Origin of the sequence: Mycobacterium sp. 050272 (genome assembly GCF_039023525.1) — a bacterium.
GTDB lineage: Bacteria > Actinomycetota > Actinomycetes > Mycobacteriales > Mycobacteriaceae > Mycobacterium.
This window is the reverse complement of sequence record NZ_JBCHKV010000004.1, coordinates 263,794-280,839: the sequence shown is the minus strand read 5'-3', so window position 1 is coordinate 280,839 and position 17,046 is coordinate 263,794. Positions and strand designations below refer to the sequence as shown.

The following is a 17,046-nucleotide window of genomic DNA, read 5'->3' as shown; positions in this document are numbered from 1 at the left end:
TCAGAACAGGAAATAGCGTTGTGCCATCGGCAGTTCGGCCGGCGGCTCTTCGTGCCAGACCTCGCCGTCGATGCGCACGGTGAAGGTGTCCGGGTCCACTTCGATGTTCGGCAGCGCGTCGTTGAGCGGCAGCGAGGCTTTGCCGAGCGCGCTGGTATCGCGCACCGGGACCAATCGCCGTTTGACGGCCAGCTTCTCGGCCAGGCTCGCCTCGATCGCCTGCGGCGCAACGAAATGCACCGACGTGGCCGCGGACGCCGCGGGCGCGGCGCCGAACATCGGCCGCGGCAGCACCGGCTGCGGGGTCGGGATGGACGCGTTGGCATCACCCATCGCCGCCCAGGCGATCATGCCGCCCTTGAGCACCGCGTGGGGGCGGACCCCGAAGAACTCCGGATCCCACAGCACCAGATCGGCCAGCTTTCCTACTTCCACCGAGCCGATCTCGCCGTCGAACCCGTGCGCGACGGCCGGGCAGATGGTGTATTTCGCGACGTAGCGCCGTACTCGCAGGTTGTCCGCGGCGCCGTCGCCGGGCAGTGCCCCACGCCGGCGCTTCATCACGTGCGCCGTCTGCCAGGTACGCAGCACCACTTCCCCGATGCGGCCCATCGCCTGCGAATCACTGCCGATCATCGAGATCGCACCGATATCGTGCAACAGGTCTTCGGCCGCCATGGTCGACGGCCGAATCCGGCTCTCCGCGAAGGCCAGATCCTCGGGAACCTGAGGATTGAGGTGATGGCAGACCATCAACATGTCCAGATGCTCGTCGAGGGTGTTCAGCGAATGCGGGCGGGTCGGGTTGGTGGAACTGGGCAGCACATTCGGCTGGCCGGCCACCCGGATGATGTCGGGCGCGTGGCCGCCGCCGGCGCCCTCGGTGTGATACGTGTGGATGGAGCGGCCGGCGATCGCGGCCAGGGTGTCTTCGACAAAGCCCGTCTCGTTCAGCGTGTCAGTGTGCAACGCCACCTGGACCCCTGCGGCGGCGGCCACGGTGAGGCAGGCGTCGATGGCCGCCGGGGTGGATCCCCAATCCTCGTGCAGCTTGAAACCCGAAGCGCCGCCACGCAATTGTTCCCACAGCGCCTCGCCGCTGACGGTGTTCCCCTTGCCCAGCAGCGCGAAGTTCACCGGCCAGCCGTCCAGCGCCTCGAGCATTCGGGCCAGGTGCCAGGATCCGGGGGTCACCGTCGTCGCCTTGCTGCCCTCGGCCGGACCCGTGCCGCCGCCGAGAATGGTCGTGATCCCCGACCCCAGCGCTTCGGGCATCAGCTGCGGGCAGATCAGGTGCACATGACAGTCGACGGCGCCGGCGGTGAGGATGCGGCCGTTGCCGGCAATGACCTCGGTGGATGGACCCACCACCAGCTCCGGATGCACGCCCGTCATGGTGTCGGGGTTACCGGCCTTGCCGATCGCGACAATGCGGCCGTCACGAATACCGATGTCGGCCTTGATGATTCCCCAGTAGTCGATGATTACCGCGCCGGTGATCACGGTGTCGGGTGCGCCCTCGGCGCGGGTGGCCCGACCTTGGCCCATCGACTCCCGCAAGACCTTGCCGCCGCCGAAGACCGCCTCGTCGCCGGCCAGTCCGGGCCCCCCACTGCGGTCTTCGGTGATCTCCACCAGTAGGTCGGTGTCGGCCAGTCTGATCCGATCGCCGGTGGTGGGGCCGTACAGCTGGGCGTAATGCTCCCTCGACAGGTATGTCATCAGATGTCCAGTCGTCCAGGCGGATTCAACGTCAGGCCGTGCACCTCGCGGCTTCCGCGCAGCGCGACCAGACCGACGGTCTTGGCGACCCCGGGTTCGAACCGGACCGCGGTGGCCGCCGGGATGTCCAGGCGATAGCCGCGGGCGGCCGCGCGGTCGAACCACAGCGCCGAGTTGGCCTGCGGCAGATGGACGTGACTGCCCACCTGCACCGGACGATCACCGGTATTGACGATCTGCATCTCGATCCGCTGCGCGCCGGCGTTGATCTCGATATCGCCGCTGCCGTAGAGGATTTCGCCCGGAATCATAGGATCGGGCGGTGGACGGTGACCAGCTTGGTGCCGTCCGGGAAGGTCGCTTCCACCTGCACGTCGTCGAGCATCTCGGGTACCCCCTCCATCACGTCGTCGCGACTGAGCACCTCGCACCCGCTGGTCATCAGCTCGGTGACGGTGCGCCCGTCGCGCGCGCCCTCCAGAATGTGGTCGGTGATGACCGCGACCGCTTCGGGATGATTGAGGCGCAGGCCGCGGGCGCGGCGTCGGTGGGCCAATTCGGCGGCATAGGACAGCAGGAGCAGCTCCTGCTCGTGCGGCGTCAGGCGCATGGTCTGGGATCCTGCCATGCTCCGCTGATGGAGGCCTGCGACGCCGCCCGCTCAGCCTTCGCGGGGCTCGAGATTCTGCAGCCGCACCTGTCCGCGCGCGATGACCTTGTCCTTGTCGTCGGTGATGGTGACCAGCCACAGCTGCTGGCGCCGGCCCCGGTGAATCGGCTCGGTGACGCCGTAGACGGTTCCCGAGCCGATCGAACGCAGGAAGTCTGTGTTGTTGTTCACACCGACAACTTCGCCGCCGCCCTGGGTGGACAGCCAGGTGTAGGCGGACACGCTGGCCATGCTCTCCACCATCGCGCAGTACACACCGCCGTGTACCAGGCCCATCGGCTGTAGCAGCTTGGGTGTGACCTCGAGCTGGGCGCGAGCTCCGTCGGGGCTTACCTCGGTGAATCGCAGGCCTAGCTCGGTATCGAATGGCGCGGTGAAGTCCGGCGGGATCACTGCTTCTGACGACGTTGACACCCTCTGTTGTCTACACCATGCGGCGGCAAAGAACAGGCGAGCCCCGTGCGCAAAGGCACGGGGCTCGCCGATCGAGTAGACCGGGGGTCACTGCAGCCCTCAGGACACTCCGGCGGTCTGTTGCGCTCGACCTCCTTGAGTATAGGCAAGGCTGCCCTAACTTTGCAAGGGTAGGCTGTGAACTATGCCGGCCGGGTCCACGTGTAGCCGTGGTCGGATAACGAATAGCCCGGCCGTCTTTACGACCGCCGGTAGTAAGCCGGAGTACGCTTGTTTCAACGCTGATGGAGATGAACGAACTATGGCCAAGCTGACACGGCTAGGGGACCTGGAACGCGCAGTGATGGACCACCTGTGGTCCACGCCCGAACCGCAGACGGTCCGTCAGGTGCACGAAGCCCTGTCGGCGCGCCGCGACCTTGCCTACACCACGGTGATGACCGTGCTGCAGCGGCTGGCCAAGAAGAACCTGGTATCCCAGATCCGCGATGACCGGGCGCACCGCTACGCACCCGTGCACGGCCGCGACGAACTGGTCGCCGGGCTGATGGTGGATGCCCTGTCGCAGGCCGAAGACCCGGGCGGCAGGCAGGCCGCGCTGGTGCATTTTGTCGAGCGCGTCGGCGCTGATGAGGCCGAAGCGCTGCGCCGCGCCCTTGCCGACCTGGAAGCAAATCAACGCAATACGCCATGAGCTGGCGCTAGACCGGCGGCCTGAGGGACACTAGTGATGTGTCCGCGATGGCCTTCACCTTCCTCGCGGTGCTGCTGATTGGCCCAACGCCAGCCCTGTTAGCGCGCGCGTCCTGGCCACTGCGTGCCCCGCGTGCGGCGATGGTGCTGTGGCAAGCCATCGCCGTGGCCGCCGTGCTCTCCACGTTCAGCGCCGGCATCGCGATTGCCACCCGCATCCTCATGCCTGGCCCCGACGGCCGCCCCACGGCCAGCGTCGTCGGCGCCGCGGGGCGGCTCGGTTGGCCCCTGTGGACGGCCTACATCGCCGCCTTCGCGCTGACCGTGCTGGTCGGTGTGCGCCTGGTGGTGGCCGTCCTGCGGGTCGCGATCGCCAACCGGCGCCGGCGGGCTCACCACCGGATGCTGGTCGACCTCGTGGGGGTCGGGCACGACGCGGCCCTTTCCCAACCCTGCGCACGCACCCGCGACCTGCGCGTGCTCGAGGTGGACGAACCGCTGGCCTACTGCTTACCCGGGGTCCGCAGCCGGGTCGTCGTCAGTGAAGGAACGCTCACCAAGCTCAACAACGACGAAGTCTCGGCCATCCTCACCCACGAGCGGGCGCATCTGCGTGCCCGGCACGACCTGGTGCTGGAAGCGTTCACCGCGGTGCATGCCGCGTTCCCTCGGCTGGTCCGCAGTTCCAATGCACTGGGCGCGGTGCAGTTGCTGGTCGAGCTGCTCGCCGACGACGCCGCGGTGCGTGCGGCCGGGCGAACTCCCCTGGCCCGGGCACTGGTCGCCTGCGCGGCCGGGCGGGCGCCCTCGGGAGCGCTGGCCGCGGGTGGTCCCAGCACCGTGGTGCGGGTCCGCCGGTTGTCCGGGCGGGGCAACAGCGTGATGCTTTCGGCGGCCGCGTACCTGGCCGCGGCGGCCGTTCTGGTGGTGCCCACCATCGCACTCGCGGTGCCCTGGCTCACCGAGCTCAAGCGACTGTTCAACCTCTAGCGCAGCCCACAGCGAATCCCTTTGGCGGACCGGAACTCCGCTGTGCCACAGTGTGACGGAAACCGTGTAGCAAAAGTTCTCCAACCTGAGAGGCGAAGACATGAGTGCCTTGGACTCCAAGGATTCGAAGACTGGTACCGCGCAGATCGGCGTCACCGGGCTGGCAGTCATGGGCTCGAATCTCGCCCGCAACTTCGCCCACCACGGCTACACCGTGGCGCTGCACAACCGATCGATCGCCAAGACCGACGCACTGCTCGCCGAGCACGGCGACGAGGGCAAGTTCGTGCGCTCGGAGACCATCGAAGAGTTCCTGGACGCGCTCGAGAAGCCGCGTCGGGTGATCATCATGGTCAAGGCGGGCGACCCCACCGACGCCGTGATCAACGAGCTCGCCGACGCCATGGAAGAAGGCGACATCATCATCGACGGCGGCAATGCCCTCTACACCGACACCATCCGCCGGGAGAAGGCGATCCGCGAACGCGGGCTGCACTTCGTCGGCGCCGGCATCTCCGGCGGTGAAGAAGGTGCGCTCAATGGGCCGTCGATCATGCCCGGCGGGCCGGCCGAATCGTACAAGTCGCTGGGCCCGCTACTCGAGGAGATCTCGGCGCACGTCGACGGCGTGCCGTGCTGCACTCACATCGGCCCCGACGGCGCTGGGCACTTCGTGAAGATGGTGCACAACGGCATCGAGTACTCCGACATGCAGCTGATCGGCGAGGCCTACCAGCTGCTGCGCGACGGACTGGGCAAGTCCGCACCAGAGATCGCCGACGTCTTCGCCGAGTGGAACTCCGGCGACCTGGACAGCTATCTCATCGAGATCACCGCCGAGGTGCTCAAACAGACCGATGCCAAGACCGGCAAGCCGCTGGTGGACCTGATCCTGGACGAGGCCGAACAGAAGGGCACCGGCCGCTGGACGGTGAAGTCCGCGCTTGACCTCGGCGTGCCGGTCACGGGCATCGCCGAGGCGGTCTTCGCCAGGGCGCTGTCGGGTTCGGTGGCCCAGCGCAAGGCCACCACCGGACTGGCCTCCGGTGATCTCGGCGAAAAGCCCACCGACGCAACACAATTCACAGAGGATGTGCGCTGCGCGCTGTACGCGTCGAAGATCATCGCCTACGCCCAGGGCTTCAACCAGATCCAGGCCGGCAGTATTGAGTACGACTGGAACATCACCCCCGGCGACATGGCCACCATCTGGCGCGGCGGCTGCATCATCCGGGCTAAATTTCTCAACCGCATCAAAGAGGCTTTCGACGAGAACGCCGACTTGCCGTCGCTGATCGTCGCGCCGTACTTCCGCGAAGCCATCGAGGCATCAATCGACAGCTGGCGCCGCGTTGTGGTGACCGCAACGCAGCTGGGCATCCCGATCCCCGGGTTCGCCTCGGCGCTGTCGTATTACGACGCTCTGCGCACCGAGCGGCTGCCCGCCGCGCTGACCCAGGGCCTGCGTGACTTCTTCGGCGCCCACACGTACGGGCGCATCGACGAAGACCCGGACAAGCGCTTCCACACGCTGTGGAGCGGCGACCGCAGCGAAGTGCCGGCGTAGCGGGGATCTACCAGGGGGCGAGTGCGATGAAGTATCTGAACGGCGACCGGCCCGGCTACGACTTGACCTATAACGACGTGTTCATCGTGCCGAACCGGTCCGATATCGCGTCGCGGTTCGATGTCGACCTGTCCAGCAGTGACGGTTCTGGCACCACGATCCCGGTGGTCGTCGCCAACATGACGGCGGTGGCCGGGCGGCGGATGGCCGAGACGGTCGCGCGGCGCGGGGGCGTCGTGATCCTGCCGCAGGATCTTCCGATCACGGCGGTTCAGCGGACGGTGGAGTTCGTGAAGAGCCGGGACCTGGTGCTCGACACCCCGGTCGTGCTGTCCCCCGACGATTCGGTGTCCGATGCGCTCGCGCTGATCCACAAGCGGGCGCACGGCGCCGCGGTGGTGCTCTTCGAGGGCCGCCCCATCGGCTTGGTCACCGAGGCGTCCTGCTTCGGGGTGGATCGTTTCGCCCGGGTGCGCGACGTGGCCGTGTCCGACTTCGTCAGCGCCCCGCTGGGCACCGAGCCGCGCAAGATCTTCGACCTGCTGGATCACGCACCCATCGAGGTCGCTGTCATCACCGCCGCGGACGGCAAGCTCGCCGGCATCCTGACCCGCACGGGCGCGGTGCGTGCCGGTCTCTACGCCCCCAATACCGACGCGGAGGGCCGGCTGCGCGTCGGCGCGGCGGTCGGCATCAGCGGTGACGTGGGAGCCAAAGCCCGTTCGCTGGCCGAAGCCGGCGTCGACATGCTCGTCATCGACACCGCGCACGGGCATCAGCACCGAATGCTGGACGCGATCAGATGCGTGGCGTCGCTGGACCTGGGCCTGCCGCTGGCGGCCGGCAACGTGGTGTCCGCGGAAGGCACCCGTGACCTGCTGAACGCGGGAGCCAGCATCGTCAAGGTCGGCGTCGGGCCCGGCGCGATGTGCACCACCCGGATGATGACCGGTGTCGGGCGCCCGCAGTTCTCTGCCGTCCTCGAATGTGCCACTGCTGCAAGGCAACTCGGTGGATATGTGTGGGCCGACGGCGGGATACGGCATCCGCGTGATGTCGCGCTGGCGCTGGTCGCAGGGGCGTCGAACGTCATGATCGGGTCGTGGTTCGCCGGCACCTACGAGTCGCCCGGTGACCTGATGCGCGACCGCGACGACCAGCCGTACAAGGAGAGCTACGGCATGGCGTCCAAGCGGGCGGTGGTGGCGCGCAACGCCGCGGACAGCGCGTTCGACCGCGCCCGCAAGGCGTTGTTCGAGGAGGGCATTTCGCGGTCGAGGATGAGCCTGGACCCCGACCGCGGCGGCGTCGAGGATCTGATCGACCACATCACCTCGGGCCTGCGCAGCACCTGCACCTATGTCGGTGCCACGAACCTGGCGGAGCTGCACGAGCAAGCCGTCGTCGGGGTTCAGTCGGCCGCAGGCTTCGCCGAGGGCCACCCGCTTCCGCTGGGGTGGTAATCGGGCCAGATGTCTTCGCTACCATGTGAATTTCTAGATCTGCACGCTCGCAGCAGCGCGCTGCGCGGCATCAAGCGAAAGGGATGACGTGCCGCAGCCATCGCGGTAGCCGCCCGCCATGAACCTCACCGTGACCCTCGTCAGCGTGCTCGCCATCGCCCTGCTCATCTTCGGCAACGCGGTCTTCGTGGCGGCCGAATTCTCGCTGACGGCGCTGGACCGCGCCACCGTCGATGCCAACGCCCGTAAGGGCGGTCGGCGCGACCGCTACATTCAGCGCGCCCAGGACCGGCTGTCTTTCCAGCTCTCGGGTGCCCAGCTCGGCATTTCGATCACCACCCTGGTGACCGGTTATCTGACCGATCCGATGGTTGCCGACCTGCCGCACCCCTGGCTGGACGCCCTCGGCGTGTCGGATCGGCTGGCCGACGGCATCACCGCGTTCATGGTGATGGTGATCGTGACCTCGGTGTCGATGGTTTTCGGCGAGCTGGTCCCGAAGTATCTGGCCGTGGCGCGGCCGCTGTCGACCGGGCGCGCCGTCGCCGGTTTCCAGCTGATGTTCTCGCTGCTGTTCACTCCGGTGATCCGGCTGACCAACGGCGCGGCGAACTGGATCGTCCGCAAGATGGGTATCGAGCCGGCCGAAGAACTGCGATCGGCGCGCTCGCCGCAGGAGTTGCTCTCGCTGGTGCGCAGCTCGGCCCGCGCCGGGGCCCTGGATCCCGCCACGGCCGCGCTGGTCCGGCGGTCGCTGCAGTTCGGCGCCCGGACCGCCGAGGAGCTGATGACGCCGCGGTCGAAGATCGTGGCGTTGCAGACCGACGACACCGTCCGGGACCTGATTGCCACCGCGGCCGAATCCGGGTTCTCCCGCTTCCCCATCGTCGACGGCGATCTCGACGAAACCGTGGGCATCGTGCACGTCAAGCAGGTGTTCAATGTCCCGCGCGCCGAGCGCGCATCGACGCTGCTGACCACGCTCGTGCAGACAGTGCCGGTGGTGCCGTCGACCCTGGACGGTGACGCGGTGATGGCCGAGATCCGGGCCAACCCGTTGCAGACCGCGATGGTCGTCGACGAATACGGCGGCACCGCGGGGATTGTGACGGTCGAGGATCTGATCGAAGAGATCGTCGGCGACGTGCGCGACGAGCACGACGACGCCACACCGGATGTCGTGGCCGCGGGCGACGGCTGGCAGGTTTCGGGTTTGCTGCGCACCGACGAGGTGGCCGCCGCCACCGGCTACCGGGCTCCGGAGGGTCCGTACGAGACGATCGGCGGCCTGGTGCTGCGCGAACTCGGCCACATCCCGGTGGTCGGCGAGACCGTCGAGCTGACCGCGCTCGACGGGGATGGCTTGTTGGACAGCGAAATCCGCTGGCAGGCGACGGTGATCCGGATGGATGGCCGCCGGATCGATCAGGTCGTGTTGACCGAACTGAGCAGCCGTGGCGAAACACACGCCGAGCAGGGCCAGCGATGAACGACACACTCGGAGTGCTGGTGGCGCTCCTGCTGATCGCCACCAACGCCTTCTTCGTCGGCGCGGAGTTCTCGCTGATCTCGGCCCGGCGCGACCGGCTGGAAGCGCTGGCCGAACAGGGCAAGAAGCGGGCGGTGACCGTGATCCGCGCCAGTGAGCAATTGGCCTCGATGCTGGCCGGATCGCAGTTGGGGGTCACGGTGGCCTCGCTGCTGCTCGGCCGTGTCGGTGAGTCGGCGGTCGCCAACCTGTTGCATTCGGCTTTCGGGTTGACCGGGATTCCCCTGGCGTTGCGACACACGTTGTCGTTCGTGATCGCGCTCGCACTGGTGGTGACACTGCACGTGCTGTTGGGCGAGATGGTGCCGAAGAACATCGCACTGGCCGGCCCGGAGCGCACTGCGATGCTGCTGGTGCCGCCCTACTTGGCTTACGTGCGCGTCGCCCGACCGTTCATCTTCTTCTACAACAAATGCGCCAACGCGATCCTGCACCTGCTGCGCGTGGAACCCAAAGACGAGCTCGACATCACGGTCTCGCCCGCCGAGCTGAGCGCGATGATCGCCGAATCGGTGTCCGAAGGCCTGCTGGACCCCGAAGAGCACACCCGGCTGACCCGGGCGCTGCAGATCGGCAATCGCGTGGTCGGTGACGTGGCCGTCCCGCTCGAGGATGTCCGGGCGGTGCCGGTCGCGGCGCCGGGGTCGGGGCCGACGGTCGGCGACGTCGAAAGTGCCCTGGCGCAGACCGGCTACTCCCGCTTCCCCGTTGCGGCCGCCGACGGCAGATTCATCGGGTACCTGCACATCAAGGACATGCTGCCACTGGGCGACGACCCGCAGACGGTCATCGACCTCTCGTTGGTGCGCCCGCTGCCGCGGGTGAGCATCACGTTGCCGCTGGCCGATGCCCTGTCGCGGATGCGTCGCACCAACAGCCATCTGGCGCTGGTGACCGACGGCCGCGGCGTCGTGGCCATGGTGGCGATGGAGGACCTGATGGAGGATCTGGTCGGCAGCATGCGCGAGGCGCACTGAAGCCGCCGCCCGCCAAAGGGGGTCCCGTCCAGCCCGTATGATTGAACGGCGCCAGTCCAAGAAGGGGCGAGGGCAGGGTGCGGCGGCGGAATACGCGTTGCCAGAAGGCGCTCCCCAGGGCCCGTCGGGAAGCCCACGGCAAAGCCCGCCACCCGCACCGTGACCTGCTATTGCGGGTTGGGCGCCGGCGATCGTTCGGGCCGTCGGCCGGTAGGCTGACGGCGTAGCTAGTTGGGGCCAGTCGGGAGTCGAGTGGGACCAATGAGGCAACTATGGAGGAGAAAAATGACTGACCGCGTGTCGGCGGGGAATCTGCGCGTCGCCCGAGTGCTCTACGACTTCGTGAACAACGAGGCGCTGCCCGGCACCGGCATCGACCCCGACAGCTTCTGGGCCGGCGTCGACAAGGTGGTCACCGATCTCACCCCGCAGAACCAGAGTTTGCTGAACACCCGCGACGACTTCCAGGCGCAGATCGACAAGTGGCACCGGCAGCGCGTCATCGAACCGCTCGACGCCGAGGCCTATCGCCAGTTCCTCACCGACATCGGGTACCTGCAGCCCGAACCCGACGACTTCACGATCACCACGTCCGGGGTGGACGACGAGATCACCACGACCGCCGGCCCGCAGCTGGTGGTGCCGGTGCTCAACGCGCGTTTCGCGCTGAACGCGGCCAACGCCCGCTGGGGCTCCCTGTATGACGCCCTGTATGGCACCGACGTCATCCCGGAGAGCGACGGTGCTGAAAAGGGCAGCAGCTACAACAGCATTCGCGGCGACAAGGTGATCGCCTACGCCCGCAACTTCCTCGACCAGGCGGCGCCGCTGGCGTCGGGCTCGTGGGTGGACGCGACGGGGCTGAGCATCGAAGACGGCCAGCTGAAGATCGCCCTGGGTGCGCAGTCCACGGAGCTGGCCGACCCGGAGAAATTCGTCGGGTACAGCGGCGAGCTCGGCTCCCCCAATTGGTCGGTGCTGCTGGTCAACCACGGGCTGCACATCGAGATCCTGATCGACCCCGAGTCTCCGATCGGTAAGACCGACGCGGCCGGCATCAACGACGTGGTCCTGGAATCGGCCATCACCACGATCATGGACTTCGAGGACTCGGTGGCCGCCGTCGACGCTGACGACAAGGTGCTGGGCTACCGCAATTGGCTCGGTTTGAACAAGGGCGACCTGTCTGAAGAGGTCCGCAAGGACGGCAAGACCTTCACCCGCGTGCTCAACGCCGACCGCACCTACGCCACCCCGGACGGTGGCGAGCTGACCCTGCCCGGGCGCAGCCTGCTGTTCGTCCGCAACGTCGGGCACCTGATGACCAACGACGCGATCGTCAGAGCCGAGCCCAACGGCGAAGAAACAGAGGTGTTCGAGGGCATCATGGATGCGCTGTTCACCGGTCTGACCGCGATCCACGGGCTCAAGACCGGCGACGCCAACGGACCGCTGACCAACAGCCGAACCGGTTCGATCTACATCGTCAAGCCGAAGATGCACGGCCCCGCCGAGGCGGCGTTCACGTGCGAGCTGTTCAGCCGTGTCGAGGACGTGCTGGGCCTGCCGCAGGGCACGATGAAGGTCGGCATCATGGATGAGGAGCGGCGCACCACGCTGAACCTCAAGGCCTGCATCAAAGCGGCCGCCGACCGGGTGGTGTTCATCAACACCGGCTTCCTGGACCGCACCGGCGACGAGATCCACACCTCGATGGAGGCCGGTCCGATGATCCGCAAGGGTGCGATGAAGAACACCACGTGGATCAAGGCCTACGAGGACGCCAACGTCGACATCGGGTTGGCCGCCGGGTTCTCCGGCAAGGCCCAGATCGGCAAGGGCATGTGGGCGATGACCGAGCTGATGGCCGACATGGTCGAACAGAAGATCGCTCAGCCGAAGGCCGGCGCCACCACCGCGTGGGTGCCCTCGCCGACGGCGGCCACTCTGCACGCGATGCACTACCACCAGGTGGACGTGTTCGCCGTGCAGAAGGAGCTCGAGGGCAAGAAGCGCACGACGATCGACGAGCTGCTGACCATCCCGCTGGCCAAGGAACTGGCCTGGGCGCCCGAGGAGATCCGTGAGGAAGTCGACAACAACTGCCAGTCGATTCTGGGCTACGTGGTGCGCTGGATCGACGAGGGCGTCGGCTGCTCGAAGGTGCCCGACATCCACGACGTGGCCCTGATGGAGGACCGCGCCACACTGCGGATCTCCAGCCAGCTGCTGGCGAACTGGCTGCGCCACGGCATCATCACCAGCGAAGATGTCCGCGCCAGCCTGGAGCGGATGGCCCCGCTGGTCGATCAGCAGAACGCTGGCGACGCCGCCTACCACCCGATGGCGCCCAACTTCGACGACAGCATCGCGTTCTTGGCCGCCCAGGAACTGATCCTGTCCGGTGCGCAACAGCCCAGCGGCTACACCGAGCCGATCCTGCATCGGCGACGGCGTGAGCTCAAAGCCCGCGCCGGTGCCTGATTCGGGCTCACCGGGACAGATGACGATTCGACGGAGAGGCAGCGGTCGCCGCAATGGGTAGGCACAGCATGCCCGGGAAGTCGGCCGACGAGCCTTCCGACGAGTCCACGACCAAGTTCACCGCCCGTGACCTGGTGTCGCGCTACCAACAGGAACGGGACAAGCCGGTCCCACGCGACTCCGGCGAGGACGACTACCCGGACGACTACGACTACCCGGACCAGCACGGCGCCGAGGCGCACTTCGCGGACGACGAGAACTACGAAGACGACGACCATGCCGACGAGGATTTCCCCGCCGACGAGGACCACTACGCCGCCGATGGCGTCGACGACGAATACCCCGAGTTCCCTTCTCGGCCAGTCAGTCCCGAGCCGGAGGAACCGAAGCAGGGCCGCGTTCTGGGCGATTGGCGTGGCGGGCACCGCAGCACCGGCGGGCGACGGGGAGTCAGCATCGGCGTGATCGTGGCCCTGGTCGCGGTGATCGTGGTGGTCGGCACCGTCATTCTGTGGAGTTTCTTCGGCGACGCGTTGTCGCATCGCTCGCACAATGCCGCTGCACGCTGCGTGGGAGGCAAGGAAACCGTTGCCGTCGTTGTCGATCCGTCGATCGTCGACCAGGTACGGCCGTTCGCGGAAAGCTACAACTCCTCGGCCGGCCCGGTCGGTGACCACTGCATGGTGGTGGAGGTCAAACCGGCCGGCTCCGACGCCGTCATCGCCGGCTTCATCGGCAAGTGGCCGGCGGACTTGGGTTCCCAACCGGCGCTGTGGATCCCGGGCAGTTCGGTGTCGGCCGCCCGGCTGGCCACGGCGGCTGGCCAGAAGACGATCAGCGACAGCCGCTCACTGGTGACGTCTCCGGTACTGCTCGCCGTTCGGCCCGAACTGCAGCAGGCGCTGTCCAACCAGAACTGGGCTGCTCTGCCCGGCCTGCAGACGAATCCAAACGCGTTGGCGGGATTGAAGTTACCGGCATGGGGATCGTTGCGACTGGCGTTGCCGACGAGCGGCAACAGCGACGCGTCCTATTTGGCGGGTGAAGCGGTGGCGGCGGCGTCGGCACCGCCCGGCGCACCGCCCACCCAGGGCACGGCCGCCGTGCGCTCGTTGACGAGCGCCCAACCCAAATTGGCCGACAACTCGCTCACCGAGGCGATGAACGCGCTGCTGAAGCAGGGTGATCCGGCTACCGCCCCGGTGCATGCCGTGATCACCACCGAGCAGCAGCTGTTCCAGCGCGGCGAATCGCTGTCGGACGCCAAGAACACCTTGGCTTCCTGGCTGCCGCCGGGGCCGGCGCCGGTCGCCGACTACCCCACGGTGCTGCTCAGCGGCTCGTGGTTGTCGAAGGAGCAGACCTCGGCGGCCAGCGAATTCGCCCACTTCATGCGCAAGCCCGATCAACTCGCGAAGCTGGCCAAGGCCGGCTTCCGGGTGAACGGCGTGAAACCGCCGAGCAGTCCGGTGACGAGCTTCGCCGCACTGCCCGCCACCCTGTCGGTGGGCGACGACACCATGCGCGCCACGCTCGCCGATGCGATGGCCGCGCCGACGAGCGGGCTGGCGGCGACGATCATGCTGGACCAGTCGATGCCCGGCGACGAAGGCGGAAAAACCCGGCTAGCCAACGTGATCGCGGCGCTGCAGGACCGGATCAAAGCACTACCGCCGACCGCGATATTGGGGCTGTGGACGTTCGACGGCCACGAGGGCCGCTCGGAGGTGGCGACGGGACCGCTGTCCGACCCGGTCAACGGCCAGCCCCGCCCGGCGGCGTTGGCGGCGGCGCTGGACAAGCAGTACTCCTCGGCCGGCGGCGCGGTGTCATTCACCACGCTGCGCATGCTCTATCAAGACATGCAGACCAATTACCGAGCTGGACAATCGAATTCGATTCTGCTGATCACAGCTGGACCGCATACCGACCAGTCCCTCGACGGGCCGGGACTGCAGAATTTCATCCGCACCAGCGCTGACCCGGCCAAGCCGATCGCCGTCAACGTCATCGACTTCGGCGCCGACCCAGACCGCGCCACCTGGGAAGCGGTCGCCCAGCTCAGCGGTGGCAGCTATCAGAACATGGCGACCTCGGCCTCCCCGGACCTGGCCAACGCAATCGGCACATTCCTGAGCTGATGCTCGCGGATCGACGGCCGCCGTGCGGCCGCATTCGCCGATAGTGCGTGGACAAGCGCCCTCCCCGCGCCTATCGCAGCGGGCCTACCATCGTGAACATCGATCGAGCAGGGAGGGTCATGGAGCAGGAGTTCAAACCAGATTTCACCCCGGATCCACGGCTGTATCCGTTCGAGTCGCGCTGGTTCGACAGTTCGCGGGGCCGCATCCACTACGTCGACGAAGGAACCGGTCCGCCGCTGCTGCTGTGCCACGGTAACCCGACGTGGAGTTTCCTTTACCGTGACATCATCACGGCTCTTCGCGGCCAATTCCGTTGCATCGCACCGGATTATCTCGGTTTTGGGCTGTCGGATCGCCCGGCCGGATTCGGGTACACGGTCGATCAGCATGCCCGGGTGATCGGCGAGTTCGTGGATCATCTGGGACTGGACGGCTATGTGACGATGGGTCAGGACTGGGGCGGACCGATCAGCATGGCGGTCGCGGTCCAGCGCGCCGAGCGGGTGCGCGGTGTCGTGCTGGGCAACACCTGGTTCTGGCCGGTCGACGTGCTGACGACCAAGATATTCTCGCGTGTGATGTCGAGCGCACCACTGCAAAAAGCGATCCTGCAGCAAAACTTCTTCGTCGAGCGATTGATCCCCGCGGGCACGGCACAACGGCCGGGAACTGCGGTGATGGACCACTACCGCGGCGTGCAGCCCAGCCCGGCCGCACGCTTGGGGGTGGCCGAGATGCCCAAGGAATTGTTGGCAGCCCGGCCGCTACTGGAACGGCTGAGCCGCGAAGTCCCGGCCAAGCTCGGCGCCAAGCCGACCCTGCTGGTGTGGGGCATGAAAGACTTCGCGTTCCGGCCTGGTCCGACCATTCCGCGGATGCGGGCGACGTTCCCCGATCACATGCTGGTCGAGCTGCCCGCGGCCAAGCACTTCATCCAGGAGGATGCGCCCGACGAGATCGCCTCGGCAATTATCAAATGCTTCGGCTGAACTGCGTTGAACCTAGGCGGCATGCTTAGCCAGTGCGATACCGACTCGCACTTCAATGGCGCTGAGCGTGATCGTGGGTGCCCGCGGTAGGGCCGCCGACCGGTAGGTCTGTCCCGTTGGTGTGGTGAATTCGGCGGTGTGGGTGTGGGTTTCGTCGATACCGGTGGTGACCCGCCAGCCGGCGGCCTCTTTGGCGTAGTTGCACCGCTCGCACGAGCCGAGACCGTTGGCCGCGGTGGTCGCTCCGGCCGCGGCCCATGGTTGCGCATGGTCGCGATGCCGGATCGGCGCGTCGCAATAGGGCGTGCGACAACGTTGATCGCGCAACTTGATGAAGCTGGCCAGACCGCGCGGGAAAAGCCGCGCCCGCGACTCCATCGCTACCAGCGCGCCAGAGCGAGGATGAGCGTAGAGCCTCCGCAGCGTCGCCCGGGACCGCCGGTCGGCGACGGCGTTAGACACCAGTGCGCGGGCGACCGCGGCCGGAATGGGGCCGTAGCCGCCGACGTCGGCCGGTGCGCTGCCACCGCCCAACAGCGTTTCGTCCGAGAGGACAAGATTGACCGCCACCGGCATGGGGACCGCCGCGTCATGCCCGGTGACCCGTTCGACGAGGGTGTCCGCCATCGCTTGTCCCCGGGAGCGTCCGTCACCGCGCCCGTCAGCTTCGCGGCGCAGCGCCGCATACACCGAAACCCCCTGGGCTACCGGCAATAACGCGGTCAGATAGGTCATCGTGTCGGGCGCCGGCCGGATGGTGACGGTGCGTTCGCTCTCGGCCCTGGCGGCTCGTTCGACCACGGCATGGGGGTCCAGCCGATAGGCGATCGCCTTGGCGGCGGCGGCCACTCGCGCATCGCCCATTCCGTCCAGTCCGGCCGCGTCCGCGCACATTTCGGCATCCAAGGCGCGACGGTCTTCGACATCCAGGCACGCGCTCTCGCGCACGATGAGGGTGGCCCGCCACTCCGAGAGCACACCGTCTTCGAGTGCCGCGAGAGTATGAGGCATCTCGTGCACCAGGGCTTTGGCGAGGCCCAGATGTCGGCTGCCCCGGGCCGGCGAATCCCGTCGTGCGAGCGCGATCTCGCTGGCCACTCCGCGTCCGCGCTGCGCCGCGGGCATTCCGAGGGCCGCTTCGGCAGCCCGGCGCGCCGCGTCGAGGGCAGCCGCAGCCCGGGCCTGTGCCGCCGCTGCCGCGGATTTGATTCTTTCCAGCTCCGCGATGCGTTCGATCAGCGCCGATTGGCCGGCTAGCGGATCGATGGCAAATATGTCGAACATGTGTTCGAGTATACGGCACTCCACTGACTTAAACTTGTGGCAAGGTCGCCTGTTGTGGATAACTGCGGCCGGGACTGAAAGGTTGTTGACATCGTGCGGT

The 17,046-nt window shown here is 67.3% G+C and carries 14 protein-coding genes; 9 read left to right on the top strand and 5 right to left on the bottom strand.

Translation table 11 applies throughout. The features are described from left to right. From AAHS21_RS11250 to AAHS21_RS11235, 4 genes are read right to left on the bottom strand one after another with little or no spacing between them, the layout of a single operon-like run. The gene (locus tag AAHS21_RS11250; protein WP_342927735.1) at positions 1-1,722 is read right to left on the bottom strand and encodes an urease subunit alpha; all 1,722 of its coding nucleotides are present in this window, start codon (positions 1,720-1,722) and stop codon (positions 1-3) included. Continuing rightward, positions 1,722-2,033 carry an urease subunit beta gene (locus AAHS21_RS11245; protein ID WP_342927734.1) on the bottom strand — a complete coding sequence of 104 codons (312 nt, stop codon included), beginning with the start codon at positions 2,031-2,033 and terminating at the stop codon, positions 1,722-1,724. The genes AAHS21_RS11250 and AAHS21_RS11245 overlap by 1 nt, the downstream gene beginning before the upstream one ends. Continuing rightward, the gene (locus tag AAHS21_RS11240; RefSeq protein WP_342927906.1) at positions 2,030-2,332 is read right to left on the bottom strand and encodes an urease subunit gamma; all 303 of its coding nucleotides are present in this window, start codon (positions 2,330-2,332) and stop codon (positions 2,030-2,032) included. The genes AAHS21_RS11245 and AAHS21_RS11240 overlap by 4 nt, the downstream gene beginning before the upstream one ends. Positions 2,333-2,383: 51 nt before the next feature. Further along, complete coding sequence (locus AAHS21_RS11235; RefSeq protein WP_342927733.1) at positions 2,384-2,806, bottom strand: PaaI family thioesterase; 423 nt, start codon at positions 2,804-2,806, stop codon at positions 2,384-2,386. Between the two features lie 301 nt (positions 2,807-3,107). Between AAHS21_RS11235 and AAHS21_RS11230 the strand changes: the two genes are divergently transcribed. The 9 genes from AAHS21_RS11230 to AAHS21_RS11190 all read left to right on the top strand — a co-directional run bounded on the left by AAHS21_RS11230 (position 3,108) and on the right by AAHS21_RS11190 (position 15,662). Then, positions 3,108-3,500 carry a BlaI/MecI/CopY family transcriptional regulator gene (locus AAHS21_RS11230; RefSeq protein WP_342927732.1) on the top strand — a complete coding sequence of 131 codons (393 nt, stop codon included), beginning with the start codon at positions 3,108-3,110 and terminating at the stop codon, positions 3,498-3,500. A gap of 38 nt (positions 3,501-3,538) precedes the next feature. After that, positions 3,539-4,489 (top strand): M56 family metallopeptidase, encoded by a 951-nt coding sequence (locus AAHS21_RS11225; protein WP_342927731.1) that lies wholly within the window; start codon positions 3,539-3,541, stop codon positions 4,487-4,489. Between the two features lie 109 nt (positions 4,490-4,598). Continuing rightward, complete coding sequence (gene gndA / locus AAHS21_RS11220) at positions 4,599-6,056, top strand: NADP-dependent phosphogluconate dehydrogenase (protein WP_342927905.1); 1,458 nt, start codon at positions 4,599-4,601, stop codon at positions 6,054-6,056. A 26-nt stretch (positions 6,057-6,082) separates the two neighbouring features. Next, a complete protein-coding gene (locus AAHS21_RS11215) occupies positions 6,083-7,519 on the top strand; it encodes a GuaB1 family IMP dehydrogenase-related protein (RefSeq protein ID WP_342927730.1) in 1,437 nt (478 codons plus the stop codon). Between the two features lie 118 nt (positions 7,520-7,637). Next, positions 7,638-9,008: a hemolysin family protein gene (locus AAHS21_RS11210; RefSeq protein WP_342927729.1), complete on the top strand. Its 1,371-nt coding sequence runs from the start codon at positions 7,638-7,640 to the stop codon at positions 9,006-9,008. Continuing rightward, a complete protein-coding gene (locus AAHS21_RS11205) occupies positions 9,005-10,045 on the top strand; it encodes a hemolysin family protein (RefSeq protein ID WP_342927728.1) in 1,041 nt (346 codons plus the stop codon). The genes AAHS21_RS11210 and AAHS21_RS11205 overlap by 4 nt, the downstream gene beginning before the upstream one ends. Before the next feature lie 285 nt (positions 10,046-10,330). Next, positions 10,331-12,529, top strand: coding sequence for a malate synthase G (locus tag AAHS21_RS11200; protein ID WP_342927727.1), 2,199 nt, complete (start codon positions 10,331-10,333; stop codon positions 12,527-12,529). 53 nt (positions 12,530-12,582) lie between these two features. Continuing rightward, the gene (locus tag AAHS21_RS11195) at positions 12,583-14,670 is read left to right on the top strand and encodes a substrate-binding domain-containing protein (RefSeq protein ID WP_342927726.1); all 2,088 of its coding nucleotides are present in this window, start codon (positions 12,583-12,585) and stop codon (positions 14,668-14,670) included. 119 nt (positions 14,671-14,789) lie between these two features. Next, positions 14,790-15,662: a haloalkane dehalogenase gene (locus AAHS21_RS11190; protein WP_342927725.1), complete on the top strand. Its 873-nt coding sequence runs from the start codon at positions 14,790-14,792 to the stop codon at positions 15,660-15,662. A gap of 12 nt (positions 15,663-15,674) precedes the next feature. Here the strand turns inward: AAHS21_RS11190 and AAHS21_RS11185 are convergent, their stop codons facing one another. Then, a complete protein-coding gene (locus AAHS21_RS11185; protein ID WP_342927724.1) occupies positions 15,675-16,946 on the bottom strand; it encodes a DUF222 domain-containing protein in 1,272 nt (423 codons plus the stop codon). Positions 16,947-17,046: the final 100 nt, after the last annotated feature.

Coding starts and splice junctions, on each gene's coding strand:
- AAHS21_RS11250 (WP_342927735.1), bottom strand. CDS start 1,722: ATGACATACCTGTCGAGGGAGCATTACGCCCAGCTGTACGGCCCCACC.
- AAHS21_RS11245 (WP_342927734.1), bottom strand. CDS start 2,033: ATGATTCCGGGCGAAATCCTCTACGGCAGCGGCGATATCGAGATCAAC.
- AAHS21_RS11240 (WP_342927906.1), bottom strand. CDS start 2,332: ATGCGCCTGACGCCGCACGAGCAGGAGCTGCTCCTGCTGTCCTATGCC.
- AAHS21_RS11230 (WP_342927732.1), top strand. CDS start 3,108: ATGGCCAAGCTGACACGGCTAGGGGACCTGGAACGCGCAGTGATGGAC.
- AAHS21_RS11215 (WP_342927730.1), top strand. CDS start 6,083: ATGAAGTATCTGAACGGCGACCGGCCCGGCTACGACTTGACCTATAAC.
- AAHS21_RS11210 (WP_342927729.1), top strand. CDS start 7,638: ATGAACCTCACCGTGACCCTCGTCAGCGTGCTCGCCATCGCCCTGCTC.
- AAHS21_RS11205 (WP_342927728.1), top strand. CDS start 9,005: ATGAACGACACACTCGGAGTGCTGGTGGCGCTCCTGCTGATCGCCACC.
- AAHS21_RS11200 (WP_342927727.1), top strand. CDS start 10,331: ATGACTGACCGCGTGTCGGCGGGGAATCTGCGCGTCGCCCGAGTGCTC.
- AAHS21_RS11195 (WP_342927726.1), top strand. CDS start 12,583: ATGGGTAGGCACAGCATGCCCGGGAAGTCGGCCGACGAGCCTTCCGAC.
- AAHS21_RS11190 (WP_342927725.1), top strand. CDS start 14,790: ATGGAGCAGGAGTTCAAACCAGATTTCACCCCGGATCCACGGCTGTAT.
- AAHS21_RS11185 (WP_342927724.1), bottom strand. CDS start 16,946: ATGTTCGACATATTTGCCATCGATCCGCTAGCCGGCCAATCGGCGCTG.